At 38.9% G+C, this 21,967-nt stretch carries 24 protein-coding genes; 14 read left to right on the forward strand and 10 right to left on the reverse strand.

Translation table 11 applies throughout. The features are described from left to right. The first annotated feature begins 5 nt into the window (after nucleotides 1–5). Nucleotides 6–458, forward strand: coding sequence for a GNAT family N-acetyltransferase (locus RIC88_RS06110; RefSeq protein WP_350216629.1), 453 nt, complete (start codon nucleotides 6–8; stop codon nucleotides 456–458). Between the two features lie 17 nt (nucleotides 459–475). Continuing rightward, nucleotides 476–1,639 (forward strand): cation:proton antiporter domain-containing protein, encoded by a 1,164-nt coding sequence (locus tag RIC88_RS06115; protein WP_350216630.1) that lies wholly within the window; start codon nucleotides 476–478, stop codon nucleotides 1,637–1,639. A gap of 9 nt (nucleotides 1,640–1,648) precedes the next feature. Here RIC88_RS06115 and menC read toward each other — a convergent pair whose 3' ends face one another. After that, a complete protein-coding gene (gene menC, locus RIC88_RS06120; RefSeq protein ID WP_350216631.1) occupies nucleotides 1,649–2,707 on the reverse strand; it encodes an o-succinylbenzoate synthase in 1,059 nt (352 codons plus the stop codon). Here menC and RIC88_RS06125 point away from each other — a divergent pair. Beyond that, nucleotides 2,706–3,866, forward strand: a complete 1,161-nt coding sequence (locus RIC88_RS06125; RefSeq protein WP_350216632.1) for an S-adenosylmethionine:tRNA ribosyltransferase-isomerase — start codon at nucleotides 2,706–2,708, stop codon at nucleotides 3,864–3,866. The two genes, menC and RIC88_RS06125, sit on opposite strands and share 2 nt — an antisense overlap. Here RIC88_RS06125 and RIC88_RS06130 read toward each other — a convergent pair. Beyond that, nucleotides 3,863–4,300: a DoxX family protein gene (locus RIC88_RS06130; protein ID WP_350216633.1), complete on the reverse strand. Its 438-nt coding sequence runs from the start codon at nucleotides 4,298–4,300 to the stop codon at nucleotides 3,863–3,865. The two genes, RIC88_RS06125 and RIC88_RS06130, sit on opposite strands and share 4 nt — an antisense overlap. Nucleotides 4,301–4,725: 425 nt before the next feature. Between RIC88_RS06130 and RIC88_RS06135 the strand changes: the two genes are divergently transcribed. The 3 genes from RIC88_RS06135 (at nucleotide 4,726) to RIC88_RS06145 (ending at nucleotide 9,306) form a co-directional block, all read left to right on the forward strand. Then, a complete protein-coding gene (locus tag RIC88_RS06135) occupies nucleotides 4,726–5,370 on the forward strand; it encodes an SDR family oxidoreductase (protein WP_350216634.1) in 645 nt (214 codons plus the stop codon). A gap of 51 nt (nucleotides 5,371–5,421) precedes the next feature. Then, a complete protein-coding gene (gene trhA / locus RIC88_RS06140) occupies nucleotides 5,422–6,048 on the forward strand; it encodes a PAQR family membrane homeostasis protein TrhA (RefSeq protein WP_350216635.1) in 627 nt (208 codons plus the stop codon). Between the two features lie 252 nt (nucleotides 6,049–6,300). Then, complete coding sequence (locus RIC88_RS06145; protein WP_350216636.1) at nucleotides 6,301–9,306, forward strand: sensor histidine kinase; 3,006 nt, start codon at nucleotides 6,301–6,303, stop codon at nucleotides 9,304–9,306. Here the strand turns inward: RIC88_RS06145 and RIC88_RS06150 are convergent, their stop codons facing one another. Continuing rightward, complete coding sequence (locus tag RIC88_RS06150) at nucleotides 9,307–10,230, reverse strand: hypothetical protein (protein ID WP_350216637.1); 924 nt, start codon at nucleotides 10,228–10,230, stop codon at nucleotides 9,307–9,309. 50 nt (nucleotides 10,231–10,280) lie between these two features. Here RIC88_RS06150 and RIC88_RS06155 point away from each other — a divergent pair, with 50 nt between their 5' ends. The 3 genes from RIC88_RS06155 to RIC88_RS06165 are packed head-to-tail and all read left to right on the forward strand — an operon-like array spanning nucleotide 10,281 to nucleotide 11,977. Then, on the forward strand, nucleotides 10,281–10,799 hold the full coding sequence (locus RIC88_RS06155; RefSeq protein ID WP_350216638.1) for a DUF1905 domain-containing protein: 519 nt from the start codon (nucleotides 10,281–10,283) through the stop codon (nucleotides 10,797–10,799). A gap of 32 nt (nucleotides 10,800–10,831) precedes the next feature. Further along, nucleotides 10,832–11,551, forward strand: coding sequence for a hypothetical protein (locus tag RIC88_RS06160; protein ID WP_350216639.1), 720 nt, complete (start codon nucleotides 10,832–10,834; stop codon nucleotides 11,549–11,551). Nucleotides 11,552–11,572: 21 nt separating this feature from the next. Further along, nucleotides 11,573–11,977, forward strand: a complete 405-nt coding sequence (locus RIC88_RS06165) for an OsmC family protein (protein WP_350216640.1) — start codon at nucleotides 11,573–11,575, stop codon at nucleotides 11,975–11,977. On the opposite strand, the gene RIC88_RS06170 is transcribed toward RIC88_RS06165, so the two are convergent. Genes RIC88_RS06170 through RIC88_RS06180 form a run of 3 tightly spaced genes read right to left on the reverse strand, consistent with a single transcriptional unit; the run spans nucleotide 11,974 to nucleotide 13,962 of the window. Next, entirely contained in the window at nucleotides 11,974–12,576 is a 603-nt protein-coding gene (locus tag RIC88_RS06170; protein WP_350216641.1) for a chemotaxis protein CheX, read from the reverse strand. The two genes, RIC88_RS06165 and RIC88_RS06170, sit on opposite strands and share 4 nt — an antisense overlap. Nucleotides 12,577–12,587: 11 nt before the next feature. After that, on the reverse strand, nucleotides 12,588–12,941 hold the full coding sequence (locus tag RIC88_RS06175; protein WP_350216642.1) for a response regulator: 354 nt from the start codon (nucleotides 12,939–12,941) through the stop codon (nucleotides 12,588–12,590). Nucleotide 12,942: 1 nt separating this feature from the next. After that, nucleotides 12,943–13,962 (reverse strand): sensor histidine kinase, encoded by a 1,020-nt coding sequence (locus RIC88_RS06180; RefSeq protein WP_350216643.1) that lies wholly within the window; start codon nucleotides 13,960–13,962, stop codon nucleotides 12,943–12,945. Nucleotides 13,963–14,032: 70 nt separating this feature from the next. On the opposite strand from RIC88_RS06180, the gene RIC88_RS06185 reads away from it, so the two are divergent. The 5 genes from RIC88_RS06185 to RIC88_RS06205 all read left to right on the forward strand — a co-directional run bounded on the left by RIC88_RS06185 (nucleotide 14,033) and on the right by RIC88_RS06205 (nucleotide 19,003). Continuing rightward, nucleotides 14,033–14,974 carry a carbon-nitrogen hydrolase family protein gene (locus RIC88_RS06185; RefSeq protein ID WP_350216644.1) on the forward strand — a complete coding sequence of 314 codons (942 nt, stop codon included), beginning with the start codon at nucleotides 14,033–14,035 and terminating at the stop codon, nucleotides 14,972–14,974. 10 nt (nucleotides 14,975–14,984) lie between these two features. Beyond that, nucleotides 14,985–15,233, forward strand: coding sequence for a MotA/TolQ/ExbB proton channel family protein (locus RIC88_RS06190; protein WP_350216827.1), 249 nt, complete (start codon nucleotides 14,985–14,987; stop codon nucleotides 15,231–15,233). Nucleotides 15,234–15,267: 34 nt separating this feature from the next. Further along, nucleotides 15,268–16,992 carry a sensor histidine kinase gene (locus RIC88_RS06195; protein WP_350216645.1) on the forward strand — a complete coding sequence of 575 codons (1,725 nt, stop codon included), beginning with the start codon at nucleotides 15,268–15,270 and terminating at the stop codon, nucleotides 16,990–16,992. Beyond that, nucleotides 16,989–17,618: a response regulator gene (locus tag RIC88_RS06200; protein ID WP_350216646.1), complete on the forward strand. Its 630-nt coding sequence runs from the start codon at nucleotides 16,989–16,991 to the stop codon at nucleotides 17,616–17,618. The genes RIC88_RS06195 and RIC88_RS06200 overlap by 4 nt, the downstream gene beginning before the upstream one ends. Before the next feature lie 119 nt (nucleotides 17,619–17,737). After that, the gene (locus RIC88_RS06205) at nucleotides 17,738–19,003 is read left to right on the forward strand and encodes a cation:proton antiporter (protein WP_350216647.1); all 1,266 of its coding nucleotides are present in this window, start codon (nucleotides 17,738–17,740) and stop codon (nucleotides 19,001–19,003) included. A 75-nt stretch (nucleotides 19,004–19,078) separates the two neighbouring features. On the opposite strand, the gene RIC88_RS06210 is transcribed toward RIC88_RS06205, so the two are convergent. The 4 genes from RIC88_RS06210 to RIC88_RS06225 are packed head-to-tail and all read right to left on the reverse strand — an operon-like array spanning nucleotide 19,079 to nucleotide 21,964. Further along, the gene (locus tag RIC88_RS06210) at nucleotides 19,079–19,486 is read right to left on the reverse strand and encodes a DUF2721 domain-containing protein (protein ID WP_350216648.1); all 408 of its coding nucleotides are present in this window, start codon (nucleotides 19,484–19,486) and stop codon (nucleotides 19,079–19,081) included. A 17-nt stretch (nucleotides 19,487–19,503) separates the two neighbouring features. Then, nucleotides 19,504–20,472 (reverse strand): glycosyltransferase family 2 protein, encoded by a 969-nt coding sequence (locus tag RIC88_RS06215; RefSeq protein WP_350216649.1) that lies wholly within the window; start codon nucleotides 20,470–20,472, stop codon nucleotides 19,504–19,506. 12 nt (nucleotides 20,473–20,484) lie between these two features. Next, entirely contained in the window at nucleotides 20,485–21,447 is a 963-nt protein-coding gene (locus tag RIC88_RS06220; protein ID WP_350216650.1) for a glycosyltransferase family 2 protein, read from the reverse strand. Then, the gene (locus RIC88_RS06225) at nucleotides 21,437–21,964 is read right to left on the reverse strand and encodes a DUF4199 domain-containing protein (protein WP_350216651.1); all 528 of its coding nucleotides are present in this window, start codon (nucleotides 21,962–21,964) and stop codon (nucleotides 21,437–21,439) included. Before RIC88_RS06225 ends, RIC88_RS06220 begins: the two co-directional genes overlap by 11 nt. Nucleotides 21,965–21,967 lie beyond the last annotated feature (3 nt).

Here is a 21,967-nt window from a genome sequence, read left to right on the forward strand (position 1 = left end):
TGGAGATGAAAATTCGGAGAGCAACAAAGGATGATATCATTCACATAGTAGAAATGCTGGCGGATGACGAGTTGGGAAGCAAGCGAGAAGACTACAGAGAGCCACTCCCCGAAAAGTATTTTGCTGCATTCTCCAAAATTGAAAAGGATCTCAATCAAAATCTCCTTGTAGCAATAAGTGATAATGGTGAGGTAGTCGGAACAGCTCAACTCACATTTATTCCATACCTGACCTACCAAGGTGGCATAAGAGCGCAAATTGAAGCTGTTAGAATAAAATCAACTCATCGTAGTACCGGGATTGGCAAAAAGCTTTTTCAATGGATGATTACCTCCGCTAAAGAGCAAGGGGCTCATCTCATACAGCTCACAACAGACAAAGCCAGACCAGACGCGTTGAGGTTTTATGAAAAACTAGGATTTAAGGCGTCTCATGAGGGGATGAAGATGCATTTTTAAGGACTATTTTTACTTAGATGATTTTATTAAGCGCCCTTGCTTCTGAAGTAAACCTGCTACTCATTATTAGCCTGGTGATCGTAATTCTTGGGCTTATACTCCGACGTTTCAATCAGCCATACATCATCGCATACATTTTATCTGGAGTTATTCTGGGGCCACACGGTTTAGCTATTGTAACGGATATTGGAATTGCTCAAAATCTTGGAGACATAGGCCTTATCATTCTGATGTTTTTTATTGGCATGGAGATCTCACTGCCAGACTTTTTGAAAAGATGGAAGGTCGCTTTTTTCGGAACCGGGATGCAAGTCGTCTTTAGTGTAATCCTCATGTACGTGCTAGGATCCTTTCTGGGCTGGACCATGAACCGAATGGTATTACTTGGATTCATCATTTCCATTAGCAGCTCAGCCGTTGTAATTAAGCTTTTACAAGATCGATCAGATACAAGTGATAAGACAAGCCAAAACGTCATTAGTATTCTACTGACACAGGATATCCTCATTGTTCCAATGATGATCTTGTTGACCTTAATGGGTGGTGAGACATTGGATTATGAACAAATAACGCTTCAGGTAATCGGAGGATGTTTAATTATTGCCGCAATGATCTTTCTGATTAAAAAACAAAAGATCAAATTTCCTTTTGAGAACATCCTGAAAGAAGACCATGAATTGCAAATTTTTGCTGGGCTCATTGCTTGTTTTGGCATTGCATTAGTTACTTCATTATTTGAACTATCGGCAAGTTTAGGCGCATTGGTATCCGGTATCTTAATTAATGCATCTGATGCAAACAAATGGTTGCACGATAGCCTTCACTCATTTAGAGTGATCCTCATCTCTATCTTTTTTATCTCAGTTGGTATGCTGATAGATTTGGCTTTCTTACAAGAGCATTTGTTGGCCGTCAGCCTCCTTGTACTCATCGTGTACCTTTCCAATCATGGAATAAATACCGTTTCATTAAGGTTGCTTGGAAATACCTGGAGAGAAAGCATGCTTGGTGGTTCTTTTTTAGCTCAAATCGGAGAATTTAGTTTTGTACTTGCCACACTTGGATTACAACAGAACATCATTACAATTTATGGTTATCAAATTACAATAATCGTCATTGCAATAACCATATTTATAAGTCCGTTTTGGGTCATGCTCACACAAAAAGCTTTGAGAGTTTAGCCGCTGAAATTATACATCTCCCCACACATTAGATTTTGCGTAAGTAAAGTATCCATTGCTAACAACAATCGGCGAGGTGATATTATTATGATAAAGGCCGCCTGTACCCAACCCATGAAATTCCTTATTTTCTGGATACAAACTTGTAAACTGAGCAATAGCATTCAACCCTATATTAGATTCCAAATAAGAAGTAATCCACCAATTCACCCCATGAATATTTGCTAGGTCTATCCATTCCTTCACAGAGTTGAATCCGCCATGCAAGGTTGGTTTCAGTACCAAATAATGTGGCTTCAGATCCTGAATCAGATCCACCCGATCACGCGAATTATTTATACCTATCAATTCTTCATCCAGCGCTATAGGAATCTCACTTCTATTGCAAACAAGCTCCATTGCTTCCGGTTGCATTGGCATAATCGGCTGCTCAATCGAGTGAATATTATACTTACTTAAATCCCTGAGTTTGAACAACACATCACTTGTATCAAATGCACCATTGGCATCCAGACGAATAACGAGATCGTTAGACAACTTTCTCAATGAGCTTATTATTTGTAGTTCTGCATCAAAGTCTAAGGCTCCCACCTTCAGCTTAATACACTCAAATCCTTCATTCATCTTAGCCTTAATCTGTGCTTTCATAAAAGCTTCATCCCCCATCCAAACCAGCCCATTAATAGGGACTTGTATTTTCTGGATATCCCTGGAAAAAACATGTTTTTGACCACCATTCATCAAATCAAGAAGCGCCATTTCCAAACCAAACCGCACGCTTGGCATTCCAAGTGGAACCACTGATGAAACTATTTCAAAAACCTCAGCTTCAGTTTGCGGGGCTCGCATTTTTTTCATCGACGTTTTCAACTGCTCCAGAAAAACAGGTATGTCATCCACAACTTCCGGGCTTAAACGATGAATCGGTGCTACTTCCCCCAAACCTGTAACGCCATTCTCATCAGTCAATTTTAAAAACCATACTTTACGATCCTTCATTTCCCCTCGACTGGTGCGTGCGGAAAATTTAAAATCAAGTATGTACCGTTTAACTTCGAGGCTCAACATGAATCTAAAGTTAGAAGAATTTTTATACGACCTGCCAGATGACAGGATTGCCAAACATCCGCCAAAAGAGAGAGATGAATCCAAGCTCCTTTTCTACAATCAAGGTGAGATTTCACATCACCAATTTAAAAACATTGAGAACCTGATTCCAGATGATTCACTTCTGGTGTTTAATGATACCAAGGTAATTCCTGCAAGGATCATTATGCATAAAGAAAGTGGTGCTCGCATTGAAATTTTTCTTCTTGAACCAATCCTGCCTTCCAAAGTTCATGAAGAAGTAATGAACGCAACGAGCGGTTGTTCCTGGAAATGCATGATAGGGAATGCAAAAAAATGGAAGTCAGACAGTTCACTTTATATTTCATCTCTTAATCTTGAAGCTAAGCGGACAGGGCAAAATGTGGTAACATTCAAATGGGATAGTTCGCATACTTTTTCTGATTTACTGACTGAAATAGGTAAAATACCACTTCCTCCTTATATTGATAGAAAGGTTGATAAAAACGATCAAGACCGATATCAAACAGTTTACAGCAGGATGAAGGGTGCCGTTGCAGCCCCTACTGCTGGATTGCATTTCACCAAAGAGATCATTGATTCGCTTGAAAAGCGGGGAGTAAAAACAGACTATCTAACATTACATGTTTCAGCCGGGACTTTTCAGCCCATAAAGAGTCAAAATATTAGTGAACATCCTATGCACAACGAGCAGGTATGGATAAGTGCTGATAATATTGAAAGCCTATTGAAAGCCAAAAAAGTAATAGCCGTTGGTACTACCTCGATGAGAACCTTGGAAAGTCTTTACTGGCATGGAGTAAAGCTTTTAAAGGGTGATCAGGATTTTTTTGTTCATAAAAATGATCCGTACTCTCTTACTCCTGTAGAAAAATCAGATGCATTAGGAGCTGTACTTGAAAAAATGAAATTAACAGGCGTGGATAAAATTGGAGGTCAAACCGAGATATTCATTTACCCCGGCTATTCCTTTCAGATTTGCGAAGGCCTGATAACCAACTATCACCTCCCGGGCTCTACACTTATACTATTGGTAGCGTCATTCATTGGGCCTGACTGGAAAAAAGTATATCAATCGGCTCTTGAGAAGGGGTATCGATTTCTTAGCTACGGTGACAGCTCACTTCTCCTTCGCTAAGAAGATTTCATTTTCAATCGCTGATCCCGTATATAGTCGAGGGAAAATTTTCCACTGCCTGTTATGGCGATTAAGATCAAAAGGCCAAGGGTTGCCAACGCCATAGGAAACTCCATGTAGTTTTCAGCGGTTAGCATTTGGAGATAATTGAAAATTACAGCCCCTGCCAAAATGGGAATGTTGACCAAACACATCCATCGTGTTAGTGCACCGCACATCAAAATAATCCCCCCTGCCATGTGAATAAATATTATCGCATGAGCCAGATGAGCAGCTACAAAAACCCAACCCACCGACTGAATGTTTGCCGTAAAACTGTCAAAATTGCTGGCAAAAACAATTCCTTTATAAGTGATAAATCCACCCAATAAGATGCGTAGAAGATCCACAAAAATGGGTGGCTGAATCGATTCAATCTTTTTTATGATGCCCATAATATTGGAATTTGATTAACGATAAGTTACAGAAAATGAAGCTTATATACAATAGACCATTACTGGTGGTGACTTCTCACAGATTCATCGAAAGAAATAAAAATACCCTTAATAGGGTATTGCTTCACATAGTAAAAGCGCCTTGTTTTGTATTACCAACAATCATTACTGACATGAGTCAATTATTAAAATCACTATCTATAAAACGCGTTTATGCAGAAATGGCTGGGAAATTATTTCTACTTGTATTAATCCTCGCCTTATTGATAAGTTGAGATCGCTCTGATCACCGCACTACATACCGTTGAACATTAAAAGCACCCTTTAGGTGCTTTTTTTGTCAGTGCTCACTTTAGCAAATTCATATTTCCCTGAACGATTTGCGCGAAAATCGATTGATTATTATAAACGCAATCACAAAAGAAATGAATGTATTGATCATAGGCGCAAACGGAAAAATTGGAACCATTTTATCTAAAAAGTTGAAAAAAACCCCACATCAACCTATCGCAATGGTGCGAAAGAGAGAGCAGCAGGAATCTTTCGAAGACAAAGGCATTCGTACAGTGCTCGCTGATCTGGAGAAAGATTTTGATCATGCGGTTGCTAGTGCTGATGCCGTGGTGTTCACAGCAGGCAGTGGTGCCCATACCGGCAAAGACAAGACCCATCTGGTAGATCGGGCAAGTGCCAAAAAGGCCATCGACCTGGCAGTAAAGCATAAGGTGGATCGGTTTGTCATGGTGAGTGCTTTAAGCGTAGATGCCAGCTCCAACAATTGGCCGGAATCAATGGCACACTACTATGAAGCCAAAGCAGATGCTGACAAGCACTTGATGCAAAGTGGCCTGAATTACACAATTTTAAGACCCGGACATCTTACCAATGATAAGGGTACCAACAATATTGAGCTAAAGGATAAAGTCAGTCAAAAGGGCGGTTCAATTCCTAGAACAGATGTAGCTACAGTTGTGCAAAAAGCACTGCACAATAAAAAAACTTTTGGTAAAACCCTGGAATTACTTAGTGGGGATATCCCTTCAGATGAGGCACTAAATAATCTTTCCTAAGCGAGTAAAGATGGATGGCCTTTTCTATGTTATCTTCATGCCATTGTAAACATGTCAGAAGCACATTACATCCCGGCAGAAGAACGCCTGAACATAATCACTCATGCCATAGGGGCTATTATGAGTATTGTTGGCATGGGCGCTATGATATGTATGTCTGAAAACTGGACCCAGCTTGTGTCTTCTATCACCTTTGGAGCGAGTTTAATAACCTTATACACTGCCTCTACACTTTATCATGCTGCAAAAGATTCAAAAGCGCGAGCTAAACTTAGGGTCTTCGACCATGCTGCTATATATGTACTTATAGCTGGTACGTATACACCGATCTGTTTAATTACATTAAGGGAAAGCATAGGTACCATCCTTCTCTGGGTGATATGGGGTGTAGCTTTATGCGGAATAATTTTGAAGCTTTTTTTTACTGGCCGGTTTGATCGACTTTCGACCATCATGTATGTTATCATGGGTTGGATTGCGATTTTTGCAATTAAGCCATTGCTTGAAACGATGGATACTCAAGGCCTAATCTGGCTGCTGGCAGGTGGTATCTTTTACACGCTTGGAGCTATGCTATATAGCATTAGATCACTTCCATTCAATCACGCCATATTTCACTTCTTTGTTCTTGGCGGCAGTTTGAGCCACTTCATAATGATCTACATCCACGTGCTCTAACCCTTGAGAAATTCATTTGGACGAAACCTGAAAAAACATAATAATCAAAGCATTAATATTCGAAATGGATTTTCTATATTAATGAACTGTTGGCCCGCCATGATTAATCATTTCAGAACAGTCCCTCTCCATTTGCGGTCTTTGATGCACGTTAGCTGTATCATATTACACTCTTCATTGTGTTATTTTCTTCCCATTGTTACCCTGTCTCAAAGTAACCTGGACCAAGAGAAAAGACTCAGCCAGTTGGTTTTGAGAAACTGGAATACTGAAGATGGACTCGCCTCCGAATCTACAAGTGAATTGGTTCAAACGGAAGACGGCTATATATGGATTGGGTCATATACAGGACTTCATAGATTTGATGGTAAGGATTTTACCATTTTCAGTAGCAAAAACAGTGATATCCCCTCTTCCAATGTGCTACGTATTGAAATTGGGACCAAGGGTGAACTCTGGCTTGGAACACTTCATGGGATTGTCAGGTATGAAAACGGGGACTTTATAGTTCCGAAAGACCTTGAGAAAGTCTCCTATTTCAGTATAGAAGATATGCTAATTGCAAAATCCGGAGACCTGTGGTTTAGTACAAAATCGAATCACCTCTACCTTTACAAGGATAGTGTGCTAACTGAGTTTACTGATGATTTTGGCCTTAGGAATAGGACAGTTCTTTCAATTGAAGAAGATAACAATGGAAATATATTTTTCGGAACTGATGACTCTCAACTTTTAATTCATTCAGAAACCGGACTCAAGAAAATTGAACTTGGCGATGATATAAATGGTATTAACACATTGTTTCCGGATAGGGAGATGATGTATTTGGGCACAGGTAGCGGACTATATTACTGGGATGGCAATGAGGTAATAAAAAAATCTATCCTTGGAAATACCACAATAAACACACTGGTCATTGGCGATGACGGAACGCTTTGGATAGGTACCATGCGAGGCTTATTTCGATATCAACAATCAACTAACCGCCTGGATTCCTTGACTGAGGAAAGTGGTATGCCAAACAATATTATTGAAGATATTTTCTTTGATCAACAAGGCAATTTGTGGGTAGGTACCTATAGAAGTGGAATTTTATGTCTATCGGATGGATCCATTACCAGCTTCACTAAAAATGATGGACTGGCCACAAACATTATTAGTAGTGTGACTCAAATTGAGGATGAAACCTATCTGCTAGGAAATGAAAACGGGGTGCTAAACAAGCTGAAAAATGGAATGATTTCTGTCTTTAAGCCACCCATTCCAATTCCTTCCGAAAGGCTAAAAAACTTATTTACTGATAATAGAGGTAGAGTATGGATTAGTACGTATGGTGGCTTAGTAATTCTCGATGGTGAAAAGAGCGTGCACTTAACTATTAATAATGGTTTCCCCGACAACTTTGTTAGGCTTGCCTTTCAGGATAGAAAAGGAGCTATCTGGGTGGGAACAAAGAATGCCGGACTCATCATTTTTGATTCCCTTAATAAATGGACTCAAATTTCAATTGACGATGGGCTTAGTTCCAATTACATCATGTCCATTGAGGAAAATGAAGAAGGGAAAATCATAGTTGGCACCATAAGTGGACTTAATATCCTGAGCAATAGGAAAGTTGAAAAGACCGTGACCGTTGAAGATGGGTTGCCCTCTAATTTTATGTTCGCAACACATTCAACTGCTAATTACATTTGGATTGCCTCAAATGATGGACTAACCGGTTATACCGAAAATGGGATTGTTAACTTTAATACAGAAAATGGTCTGCCGTCAAACATAATTTACGATGTTGTGGAAGATGCAAACGGACAGATTTGGATGCCTTCTGAAAACAATATTCTCTGTGTGAAGAAAGAAGACCTTGAAGTGGCGGCTAAAGACAACAATGACCAATTAAAAGTTAGGCAATTTGATAAAAGTTATGGTATGAAAAATAGCCATTGCCTAGGGGCCGTCTTATCATATACTGACTCAAAGAACAGAATTTGGATACCGACTATTGGGGGTGTGGTTAGGTTGGATCCTGATGAGATTGAAGAACCGAATTTTAATCCAAAAACGATCATTGAAAATATTTATGCAGATAATTCTAAAATACCGATTGAGAAAGTAGTTAAAATCCCTTCAGGCACCAACCGGTTGCTTATCGACTTTACTGGAATCAGCTATGCACAAACAGATCTGCTTCAATTCCGTTATAAGCTTTCCCCTTTCGATAAAGATTGGGTGGTCGCATCAGAAGATAGAAACGGTCTTTACACCAACCTCTCACCAGGTAAATACAATTTTCAAATTCAGACCGGGTTGGATAATAATTTCTTCACTCCCATCACCTCACAACAAATCATTATTGAGGCTTCCTGGTGGCAAACCACCTGGGCTAAAGTTTTTCTCGGAGTGTTCATTGCTTTTCTGGCATTGTTTATTTACTGGATACGATTGAGAAACCTCACAACAAATAACCTCAAACTAGAAGCAACTGTAGCTGACAGAACTAAAGCATTAGAAGATCAAAAACAAGAACTAAAAGCAGCCATAAATCAGCTTAAAAGCGCTCAAGAACAAATGATTCAATCAGACAAAATGGCTTCTTTGGGAATTTTAGCGGCTGGAGTCGCTCATGAAATAAACAACCCGCTAAATTTTATTCAGGGTGGTATAGAAGGTTTAGAACAGACACTTAAGCGAAGTAAAAAAATTAAGAAAGAAGAGTATGCTGAGTTATTGAAAGCCGTCAAAGAAGGAATTTCCAGAGCCTCAACGATTGTCTCCAGTCTCAATGAATTCAGTCATTCCTCAGATAAAAAACTAGAACCATGCGACATCTATCACTTGATAGATAATTGTTTAACGATGATCCGCTATCGGCTAAAAAACGGAATTGAACTAAACAAATTCTTTTCAGAAGATAAAGCTATGGTACTCGGAAACAACGGCAAGCTACATCAGGCATTTTTGAATATTCTCACCAACTCCATACAAGCCATTGAGAAAAAAGGCAGTATTACAATTAAGACAATGATTGAAAAGAACAATGTTTCGATCACATTTGAAGACTCGGGGCATGGGATAAAGCCAGAAAATCTAAAGAAAATAACAGAGCCTTTTTTCAGCACCAAAGACCCTGGTAAGGGAACCGGACTGGGACTCTCCATTACTTACGCAATAATTAATGAACATGGAGGATCTTTGAATTATAGCTCTGAATGGGGCAAGGGAACTATTGCCACTGTCAGACTGCCATTAATTAAGAAATGATTACCAAAATTCGTACTCATAAGTGATGGTATACTCAGGTTCAGAGTTCATGTTGAAAATTTCTGTTTTCTCCTTTAGTCCAGCTTTATAATGGTATAAACGAGTATTGAAAAGTTTACCTTCAACATAAAATTCAGATTTGATTAATAAATCTTTTTCATAATAAAATTTATGCTCTTTTCTATTGCTTAATATGATGCTGGCAAGTTTATCTTCCTCATAATTAAAGTTTATCACATTTGATTTTTGAGGTTTTTGCATTTTGATAAGTGAATTTATTTCTTCTTTTTCTTTATCATTTTTTGCCTTTTTCAATCGCTCTTGCAAGGTGTTCTTCATCACTTCATTCATAGCAGGTACAATATGCATATCCGCTGATTCAATGATTTTATTTCCTTCATATTCATAAAGCTTAATGATTCCTGAAAATTCTTCAATAGAATTCTTCCATTTTCTCCCTAATCTAATCTCATTGGGTTTGTTATCATCATCTACGCCTACAGTTTCTATCCACTCAAAATCTGTATTCTCTTTTTCAGATGTCCGCATTAGATATTTCGCATATTTGGCTGGCCAATTATTTCCATAAATAAGATTATTCTCAGCCGCATCAAGTGATAATCCATCCATGATATATGGCAGCAATGCCTTATTTGGTTCGTCCCAAAACTCTTTCTTAACATCATAATCTCGATCATAAGGATAAGTCGTTTGCTCTATAAATTCGGAAATTGTTCCATCAGGTTTGAAATTTACAATCGCTACAATCTTCCCATCTTTTTGTTTAGTATCTGCTTGGTGACTTGTAAAAATGGTTGTAATAGTCTTTACATCATTCAAGGCTTCAAGCCTTTGCAATTCTGAATTATTTTCAATGCTGCAGGTCAAAAGAAAGAAGGCAAAAAGAAGGCAAATATTTTTCATGTTGGTAAATTAGCTTTAAGAGATAACGCTATAGTAATTTAAAAAAATAAGTGAATCCATTAACGCTTAAGACAACCATCCTCAAATTCGAATCAGAACTCTGGAGCTATTATGTTCCCATTCCGAAAAAGATTGGTAATTCATTCATTGATGGGGATAATCGTCGGGTCAAGTGTACCATCAATTCAGGTGAACCGATTTACTCGGCATTGATGCATAAGGGAGATGTGTATTCTATTTATATGAAGAAGGAGTTCTTAAAAAAGAACAAACTTTCAGAAGGTGATGAAGTTAGAGTCACTTTGGAGAAAGACAATACTGAGTATGGAATGCCAGTACCTGAATCATTTCAGGTTTTGATGGATCAGGATGACGAAGGGGTTAAATTCTTTAAGCAGCTTACCATGGGCAAACAACGAAGTTTAATCCATATTGTTGGAAAAGTAAAAAATGTGGACAGCCAGCTGGCTAAAGGGCTGGCCATTATGCATCACCTAAAGGAGGCGAAGGGTGAACTCGCCTTTAAAAGACTGAATGTGCTGATTAAGGAATACAACAACCGAAGGTGAGGGCCTTCTTCATTAAGAATTATATTAGTCAAATGAAAAAGATTTTAATTTTAGCAGCACTCCTATTTTCCATAACAAGTATCGCCCAAAACCAACTTTATAAGGTCACCATGCTGAGAGCAAAGCCTGGCTATCTCCTTGAACTTATCGACACTATAAAAGAAGATATTTCTAATTATGAGAGTTATCTTGAAAACAAGCCGTATCTGTTGAGACACAGCCAGGGAGATCATTGGGACTTGATGTTTATTCATCCAATTTATGAGCTTGAAAATTATTTTTCTGTGGAAAAAATGCAAAAGCGTTCCCGATCAAAGACCGTCGAAAAACCATATGGTGATTCTTTCTTTGATATGGTCTCATTCCAGGAAGAGGCGATTGTAAATGGCCCGTCAATCAATGCTTTTATTGACGTATTTGAAAAATTCGAACTTTTTCACATTGAAATATTTACTGCCTTGGCAGGAAAGCAAGAAGAACTTCTTGAGCAACGACTGGCTGAAAATCAATTTTATGCAGGAATTGAACATAGACCCAACTTAATATTCACCAGAGTTTTGGGTCCCAGCTGGGACAGCTTCACTATCGGATATTATGATGACATGCGTGACTTTGCAGGACCGGTTGTACCGTTTGAAAAAGAAGATCAAGCTGCAAAAGATGCAGGCTTTGACGGTGTGAACTATATAGGCAGTTACCTACGTTCACTCATTGCTGAGCATCACGATACACTTGCTTGGAAGGTTGAGTAATTATTTCATCACAACAATAAAATGAAAATAGATTTAAAATATAAAGGGGATGAAGAGTTCACCTCCACTAATGAAAATGGAAACAATGTAGAAGTAGACATGCGTTCTGCTGATAAAAAGAAATCACAATCCCCTACCGAAATGCTACTATCTGCTGTTGGTGCATGTGCCGCTGTGGAGATCGTTTCTATGGTCAAAAAAAGGAGGAAAACCTTCGTTGACTTGAAGGCAGAGATCAGTGGTGAGCGAAGAGATGAGCATCCAAGAGGCTTTACCAAAATCCACCTCAAATACGTTATTCATTCTCCTGACCTTACAAAAGAAGAAGCTGAAAGAATTGTTAATCTGGCAACAACTAAATATTGCTCTGTTGCTGGATCTCTGAGTGCTGAACAAACACACTCCTTTGAAATTGTAAGAGACTAACTCTCAATCATTTTATTCAGCACATCTGAAAGCTTATCAAAAGAGCCCATCTCATACATTATTAAGATGTCGCCGCTGATATTCTTTCCACGTATAGAAAAATTAGTGTGACACACTAGAACTTGGTTATATCGCTCTTTATCAAGCTGCCCATAGATACCTTCTACATCTCCCTGATAACTTTTAGGCATGTGGTAATCTAAAGGCGCATCAAGTATATTCCCGAATGAACCCATGATGGCATTTAAAATGATATTGCCTACTTCAATCATGAGCCCATCCTTCATCTCTTGTATGGCAGCTGACTCAGGGTCTTCATGAATCAATAAAGAAGCTAACTGAGAAGCGCTATCACCGGGAAGAATAACATTAGCACTTCCCTCATATTCTCCGGAGAATTTCATTTCAACAGAGTGAACATTCTGCCCTCCTCCCAATTTCATGATTTCAGAAAGCACATCATCGAATGTGATCACATTCACATATGGAACGTTGAGTAAAATTTCTCCGTCAATCATCTGACTAAGCGATGCGGATCCTTTACCTACTCCGATATTGATGATTTCTGTAATTGTATCTACTTGTTTTGCGTTTAACATATCCGTATCGCTTACTTAAAAATGTTATTCAGTATTGAAGTCAGCTCGTCTCTCGAAACCACTTTGTTCATAAATGCTGTTGCACCCAGACTCATCGTCTCTTCTCTTCTAGCCTTTTGAATGTCAGCTGTTATTACAACTACTGGAATCTTATTTTCACGTTTCCTTAGTTCTTGTAAAACCTCGATTCCAGACATTCCCCCCATTAATAAATCAAGAAAAATACAGTCGTACGAGTCATTGAGCTTTTCTAAAAGCTCCTCACCGGAAGGAACAGCATCTGACTCGTGTCCTAAATCCTTGAGGATATCCTGCAGTGTTTTCCGCTGAAAAAATGAGTCATCCGCTATAATTATTTTCTTCATATCATTTATTAAAAATCAAACAAACCTGTGTTCCTTCTCCTTCTTTGCTAGTTACTTCCACGTCTCCAGCATGAAGCTTCATAATCTGACGAACAATGGACATCCCAAGACCGTGCGATGGCTCACCATCCAGTCCGTTTCGTTTGGCTGATCCAAACTTTACAAATACATTTTTCAAAATTTCCTTACTCATCCCAATGCCTTCATCGATAACATGAATGCTCACTGCTGAATCACTCTCCTCTACCCTGAAGTAGATATTTGATCCGCTCTTGCTAAACTTCACAGCATTACTCAAAACATTGTCTAGGGCCCTGGTCAGCTTGGATTCATTGAGTCTAACCGTAGCGTCAGTATCACTTTCAAAATGGACTTTTATTCGCTTTTTTAGAGTGAGGAGACGATGGGTTTCGAGGTAATTTTTCACAAAATCCTCCATCTTCACCTCCTTCATTTTCAACTCATAACTCTGAGATTCAATTTCTGCCAACTCCATGATTTCCCCTGAAAGGTTTAATGCCTTATCTGCATTTATTTTAATCATATCAAGCAGCGTACTCATCTCCTCTTTGTCCAGTTGATCTTCTTTTTGGATGGTGTGCTGCATCAGGTTAACCACACCCATTATTGATCCTAATGGAGACCTGAAATCATGCGCAGCATTCTGCAAATAAAAAATGGAGTTGTCCTTCTCTGGTAAACATACCCATAGACTCATTATCCCATTATCGGTCTTGAATGAGTAACACTGAACATTGGAAACGACACCTTTTAGGTGAATAGAAAAAGAAATCTTGGAAACCTCCTCATTGATTTGAGACCAATAGGTATGTACACTTTGCAATTGTTTCTCATCCAAAAAGTCTTCTAAGCGGTAGGTGCCTTCGTTCAACAGGACCTCTCCCATTGTTTTTTTGACACATATAGCATCAGGTTGGTCCCAGCTAACCCAGGCATGCGCCAATGTCAACTCAAAGAGTTGAAGCTTTTTAGATAATTCCTCCTCTTTTAAAACACTCATCAGGCAGTGGTTACCAATGCAAGATAATTCCATTTATTTTAGTGCCTCACATTGAATATAAAATACATTCATGGATAAAGTTCTCAAAATTGCTTTAGCTCAGATATCACCTATATGGCTCAATAGGAATATGACGCTAAACAAAGTAATGAGCTACGTGACCACAGCTGCTGACAACAACGCAAGATTGATAGTTTTTGGTGAGGCACTTTTACCTGGTTATCCCTTCTGGCTTGACAGAATGAATGGAGCTGAGTTCAATTCTAATGTGCAGAAAAAGATACATGCACACTATATGGATCAGGCTGTTTGCATCGAAGAGCGGCATTTAAACGATTTGTGTGAACTGGCAGATCAAATGGATATAGCTATCTACATCGGAACGATTGAGCGTCCATTGGATCGCGGAGGCCACAGCCTCTATTGCTCCATGGTATATATTGATCAGACTGGTGAAATAAAGTCTGTGCATCGCAAATTAATGCCTACCTATGAGGAGCGTCTATCATGGAGTCCGGGTGATGGACATGGACTCATCACTCATAAATTGACACCATTTACTGTCGGGGGATTAAACTGCTGGGAGAACTGGATGCCGTTGGCGAGAGCTGCCATGTACGCGCAAGGTGAAGACCTTCATATTTCCATTTGGCCCGGAAACAAAAGAAATACTGAGAAACTCATACCTATGATCGCGCAAGAGTCTCGTTCTTATGTGGTTGGTGTCTCCGGATTATTTAGTCCTAATGATATTCCAGATAATTTCCCATTTGCTGAAGAAATGAGAAAGGCTACATCCGATACATTGGCTGATGGAGGTTCCTGTGTAGCTGCACCGGATGGCAGCTGGGTGATTGAACCGGTAACGGGAGAAGAGAAATTGATATTTGCAGAGTTGGATCATCAAAAAGTAAGAGAGGAAAGACAAAATTTTGATCCTTCTGGGCACTATTCGCGACCTGATGTGTTGAGTCTGAATGTGAACAAGGAAAGACAAACAGTTATCAAATGAAATTAGCAGCATTCACATTTATCCTCCCTTGATCACAGGTGTTCTTGGACAACTTATTGGACTTTTTTCCTCATTTGAAGCAATACAACAAATGGAATCTGTTTCACCAGCAATTCTTGCCGGAGGTCTCAAAGTTTCAATGATTACCACCATTTATGGTTCAGTCATCTATATAATAGCTTTGCTGCCTACAATCGCAAATGAGTTGAAGCCAGAGCATTCCGGCTTTTCCTATTTTCTTCATCCGTATTTTTCCTGATTTACGAAAAAAAATATCCCCATACTTTTACAAAATGCTAAGCCGCGTAAATATTGGAAATAAGCTAGCTATGCTAATGGTAGCACTTTCATTGGTGCTTATCGCTATGCTTAGCTCGCTATTCTACACACAATTTGATACGGCACTTCGAGAACGTGTGATGCTTCAACTATCTTCGGTTAAGCAACTGAAAATCGTTAAGATTAAAAATGAGCTAACAGATCGAATGACTGCTTTTCAAGATGTCTTGACCAGTCCTAAAGAGGCATTAGAGGAAACCAATGAAGTGTTTAGCCACTTGCTGTTATATGAGTCAATCCCAGATACAATCATGGGTTTGAATTTAGACATCACTCCCGAAGACCTTCATGATAAAGTAATCATGAAGGACATAACCCCGATAAATATCAACCGGGAAATCACCATTTGCCTTGCAGCAAAAGTAGAGGATAAATACATGATTGCCATTGCCGAGGTTCCAGAAGTGCAAGACATACTTTTGGAAAGAACGGGGCTGGGACAAACCGGTGAATCGTACATTGTAGGAAGTGACTACAAATTGAGAACAAAATCGAGATTTTTCACACAAAACCCCAGAGAAATAGAGGTCAAAACTCAAGGTGTAACAAGAGCACTCAAAGATCAGCCAGGTGAAGACCTCATAATAGATTACCGTGGTACTGAAGTATTTAGTTCTTTTGAAAAAATTGAAATAGGTGATTTAAAATGGGTCATTCTAAGTGAAATTAATCATCAGGAAGCACTATTCCCTTTAAATCAGCTCCGCACCAATCTCATCTATATACTAATTATTATTTTAATATTTGTCCTATTAGTATCATACTTCCTTTCACAAATGATTGTAAGTCCTATTCTAACCATGGAAAAAACGTTAATGGATATGTCAAAAGGACTATTGAATACAGTGTCTTATAATGACAAGAGACAGGACGAAATTGGAAGGATGTTCATTGCATTGAAAAAATTGGTCAGCGCATTGCGTGAAACAACTGTATTTGCGAATAAGATCGGTTCTGGAAATTTCGATGCGGAATATATACCACTAAGTAATGAGGACAGAATGGGTTCAGCACTTATTCAGATGAAGGAAAAACTACGAGCCTTCAAAGAGAATGAAGAGTTGTTGCTAAAAGAAAATCAACGATCCATATTGAATGGTGAAGAAAAAGAGCGATCAAGGCTATCCAAAGAAATGCATGATGGGCTCGGCCCCTTATTAACAACGCTTAGAATGAACTTACAAGCAGCCGGTCTAAATAGTAATACAAAAAAATTATTGCTTGAAAGACTGGATGAAACAATTGGTGAAGTAAGGAGGATGAGCAACAATCTGATGCCAAATGTTCTTGTGGATTTTGGAGCTGGTGAAGCTATTGGTAACTTATTAAAACAAATAGAAGAGAATTTTTCGATAAGAATTCTCTATAAAAATGATATGCCAGCAGAATCAGATATTGATGATGACATTCATATTGCTTTGTATCGAATAGCACAAGAGTCTATCAATAATGCGATTAAACATTCGAAGGCTACTGAACTGAAAGTTTCAATGAGTGAATTCGATGATCATGTCGGCTTCTTTATAGCCGATAATGGTGTTGGTTTTGACATGGAGCAGTCTCCAAGTGGGAATGGCATTCGAAATATGAAAGAGCGAGTGAAACTAGCTAACGGGACCATAGATATTAGAACTAGTAAAAAAGGAACAACCATAGAAGTAGAAATTCCATTGCAATGAGTAAGATTAGAGTAATAGTCGTAGATGACCACCAATTGTTCAGAGAAGGTATTATTTCCCTTCTTGCTAAAAATGAAGATTTGGAAATTGTCGGGGAAGCACCTTCAGCCGATGGTCTGTTTGAACTTCTTGAATCTGCCAATCCGCACATCGTGCTGATTGACATTACCATGCCGGGAATGAATGGCCTGGAAGTCATTGAAGAAGCCAGAGAAAAATATGCAGATACAAAGTTCATTGTACTTACGATGCATGCTGAGGGACAATATGTGGTAAAAGCTGTTAGAAATGGCGCGTACGGATATCTGATTAAAAATGCAGATGAAAACGAGCTAATCACAGCGATAAAAAATGTTTTTAATGGTAAAAAACATTTTAATAATGAAATCTCTCAGTTAATGATTGGCAACATGGCAATCGAGGGAGAATCACATAAAAAACTTTCTGATAGAGAGTTAGAAGTACTAACACTGGTTTCGGAAGGCCAAACCACGAAAGCTATAGCTGATCAGCTTTTTGTCAGTGCAAGAACAGTAGAAACTCATAGAGTAAACATGATGAAAAAACTTAAAGTGCAAAATACTGCTGAGCTTATCAAAAAAGCAGCGCATCTCAACCTAATCTAAACTCTCCGTAAAAATACGGACAGGTGCTTACAGGTATCTTCTGAGAAGATTATACAATTATTTTCAGATGGCAATTAAGATGGCCTGCTCATACATTTGATATCTCAAATCCACTAGTTATGAGCATCTTCGACATCATTGCTGTACTTATCTTATTCTCTGGGGTTTTTATTTTCATTAATACCTTCTACCTAAAACTCCCATCCTCTATTGGACTGACAATTTTAGCACTTGCTCTATCTCTGCTGGTTTTCATTTTTGGATTGCTATTTCCCGAATTTCATCTCGCTGAACAAGTGAAGAAGTATGATTTTGCTGAAGTACTTTACCGGTTTGTTTTAAGTGTCATGCTTTTTGCTGGCGCATTGAATGTTGATTTCCGGAAACTGGGAAATCAGCTAGTTCCGGTGTTGGTTCTATCATTCTTTGGGGTATTAATTTCAACTTTTGTAATAGCCACACTAATCTATTTCACGGCTGGCATTCTCGGTATCACGCTCAGTTATATTGCTTCTCTGGTATTTGGAGCACTCATCTCCTCCACAGATCCAGTAGCAATCACAAAAACCATCCAGAGATTTAAAATGTCCAACGAATTGGAAACGAAAATATCTGGTGAAGCGCTTCTAAATGGCGGAATTGCCATTGTGCTTGCACTCGTATTAGTAAATATCTACAAAGAAGAGGCCGCCATGGGTTCACTTAATTTTACAGGCGCAGCTTGGGTCTTGATAAGAGACCTGGGGGGTGGACTTATCGCCGGCCTTTTCTTTGGTTGGATAGGATACTCCGTTCTAAAATTCGTCGACAATGATAAAGTTGAAGTAGAAGTGCTAGTCACCCTGGCTTTGGTAATGGGAGGATCCTACGCAGCTGATCTCATCTCTGTATCCTCTATGATGGTAGCCGCTACAACCGGTCTTATTCTTGGAAATTTTGGTAGAAATGAAAAAGGTGAAAATGCAGTAGGTGGTTACGTTTATAGGTTTTGGCAACTTCTCGAGGAAACCCTGGCGGCAATGCTATTTGTTTTAATTGGTTTCGAAATGTTGGTTATTCCTCTTCGACTAGACTACTTCGCACTTGGTTTTTTCGCAGTGAACTTTGCGTTATTCGCTAGGTGGGTAAGTGTATTCATACCCATCAGGTTGATGTCGATGAGTCGCTCCTTTGATGATGGCACCATTCCGGTGCTGTCATGGGGAGCACTTAGAGGAGGACTACCAGTTGCCGTATCTCTATCCCTTACAAATTTTCCGGGCCAGGAAATCATCATTACCATGACCTATGTCGTAGTTGTTTGCTCGGTGCTTTATCAAGGCCTCACACTCACAAAGGTGATGAAAATGTACAATGACAAGCATCCAATGAAATGGATGGATTAAAATTTCATAAGTAGTTGAGTCTTTTTGGTGGATAAGCAGAAGCCTCTCGCGAATATTCGTGGGAGCGCTTTTGTTTTAGAACTTCAACTTACTGCCTAGTTCCATATCACTGAGCTCCAAATCAAGCGCCTTGGTTGAAAGCTGAATTTCCCTCACAGAAATGATCAAGGATAGCAAAAGAAGCACCAGTGAGACTCCAAAAATCCCACTGCCCCATTCACCAACTTTCAGATAAATGAAGAACATTGCTAAAACGCATAATAGCAAACTCATCACACCAAACATTTGCATCGCACGTATCAGAAAGAGCCGTTTTCTTAGGTTTTTTAGTTGCCCTTCGAGGACACTTTTGGGATCGTTTAAGTAGCTCTTATGTAGTTGCCGAATAAGAGTAGCGATCGCAAGGAATCTATTGGTGTAAGCTAAAAGCAACAAAGAGATCGCTGGAAACAATAAAGCTGGTGTCGTCAGTGTAATTTGCATGGCTCAAAGATAGAGCCTCAACTTTTTCTGTAGGTGACAGCCTCCTTAAGAAAACCTAGTCCATAAGCTAAATGCTGATAGAAACTTGTGATGACTGCCAAACTACCTACAAGAATGCTTTTTTCTTTAATAGAAGAGTGAATCAATATTGCGAGAAAGTAAACCAAATATGCTGCTACTATTAGATGAGAATATTTGATATCAAATGCCAGCATTAAAACTCCGGACAAAAATCCCACAGAGAATAGAGATGGAAAAATATGGGGTAATTTGATAGGGATACCATAATCTACTTTTAGCTGAATCCTTGTTCTTCCGAACGAAAATATCTGCCTGTAGAATGAAGAGAGAGTGTTTCTTCGCTTATGATAAACTAATAGCTGATCACTGATCAATGCCCTATAACCAGCATTTCTAAACCGATAGCTCAGCTCCATATCTTCTCCCATATTGGTTTTTTTAAAACCACCAAGCTCATCAAATACTCCTTTTTCAATAACAAGGTTATAGCTTCTAAGATGTGCTTCCTGATCGACTTTCAGTTTACTCCCCCTGATTCCTCCAGTTGTTAGAAATGATGTCATAGAATAAGAAATGGCGCGCTGTAAGAGTGAGAAATCTTTCCCGGCACCATCTGGACCACAGTATGCTTTTGTTTCAGGATTGTCTGCTACCAGATTATCCAAATTGGATAAGTATTCTGGAGGAATCACACAATCTGAGTCGAAGAAAATTAGCCATTGTCCGTTAGCTTCTTTGGCTCCATAGTTTCTGCTGAAACCTTGGCCAGTGTTCTCCTTGAAAAAATATTTTACGTTGATTTTTGAGCTGAATTTAGTTACAACAGCCTTGCAAGTCATATTCGAACCATCCTCAATGATTAACACTTCAAAGTCCGAAAAAGCTTGTCTCGATAAACTATCCAGCAATTCTTCCACTTCGTTTGCACGGTTATAAACGGGAATAATGATGGAATACTTCACCATAATGAAGCCTGATTAATCAGTCGTTTTTTCAGAAATCAGATAGTCACTCTTTTTTTGATTAACCTGAATCATCATTTCTGCTATGAAACCTGCAAGAAATAGCTGCATACCCACGATTAATGCAACCAGGGCAAGAAAAAACAGTGGTTGATCAACCACATCACGCCTGGCCATATGATGATATTGTCGGTAGAGCTTTTCACCGATGATCCAAATAGTAATGAGGAAACCTCCGATGAAAGAAAGACTACCAAAAACTCCAAAAAAGTGCATTGGATTTTGCTTAAATCGAGAAACAAAAGTGACTGATAGCAGATCAAGGAAGCCTGTTACAAAGCGTTTAAAGCCATACTTTGTGCTTCCATATTTACGAGCTCTATGTTCTACCACTTTTTCGCCTATTCGGTTATACCCATTCCATTTAGCAATCAGAGGAATATACCTATGCATTTCGCCATACACATTGATATTCTTCACCACTTCATTGGAGTATGCTTTAAGTCCGCAGTTAAAGTCATGAAGTTTGATACCGGATACTTTACGCGTTACCCAGTTAAACAGCTTAGACGGAATAGTTTTGCTAATAGGATCGTGTCGTTTCTTCTTCCAGCCTGAAACTATGTGAAGATCTAAATCTGAAATCATGCGTATCAAATCCGGAATTTCATCCGGACTATCCTGCATATCAGCATCCATGGTAACTATCACTTCCCCATTAGCATGATCGAAACCTGTCTGCAACGCTGCAGATTTGCCATAATTCCTGTTGAATTTTAGTCCAATTACCCTTGAATCCTTTCTGGCATACTCTTTTATGATGCTCCAGGATTTATCAGTACTCCCATCATCAACCATAAGAATCTCTGTATATATCTCATTCGCATCTACAACGCGAAAAATCCACTCCAAAAGCTCTGGAATGGATTCTTCCTCATTATAAACTGGTACTACTATCGATAACTCTCTATCCTTCAAGTTCAGGTTCTTTCTTTTTAATTATAGCACCTGAAATTAATGATAATATGGCGTTTATAATTAAGCCCCATGCAAAACCTTTCAAAGATCCCATGACAGTAAACCTATCAAGTGTATCTGTTCTTGTTTTTTCCAATGCCTCATCCATTTGATCTTCTGGCATACCAAAGTTTCTCATCATAGCCTCCGATTTCTCCACCACAGCATCTGTTACTATTTCTGAGAGTTCTGGATCTATTACAGTAAAAAGTAAGATTGAAAATACCATGCCTACTAAACTGTAGGTAACTAAAGCTGTCATGGAGTAAACCCATGCTTTCCCGAATGAAAGATACCCACCCTCAAGATTTCTGTGCTGGATTCCAAAGTAAGTGACAATCCCCACATAAACCAACATCAACAAAAGCATTAGCCACCAAATGGCAAATATGGTAGGATCTACGATGTAAATAAGTAGACTTAATACAATGGAAATAACACCGGTAATAAGTCCTGATTTGATTGCGTGATTATTCATAAG

The organism is Ekhidna sp., from assembly GCF_040220215.1.
Classification (GTDB): Bacteria; Bacteroidota; Bacteroidia; order Cytophagales; family Cyclobacteriaceae; genus Ekhidna.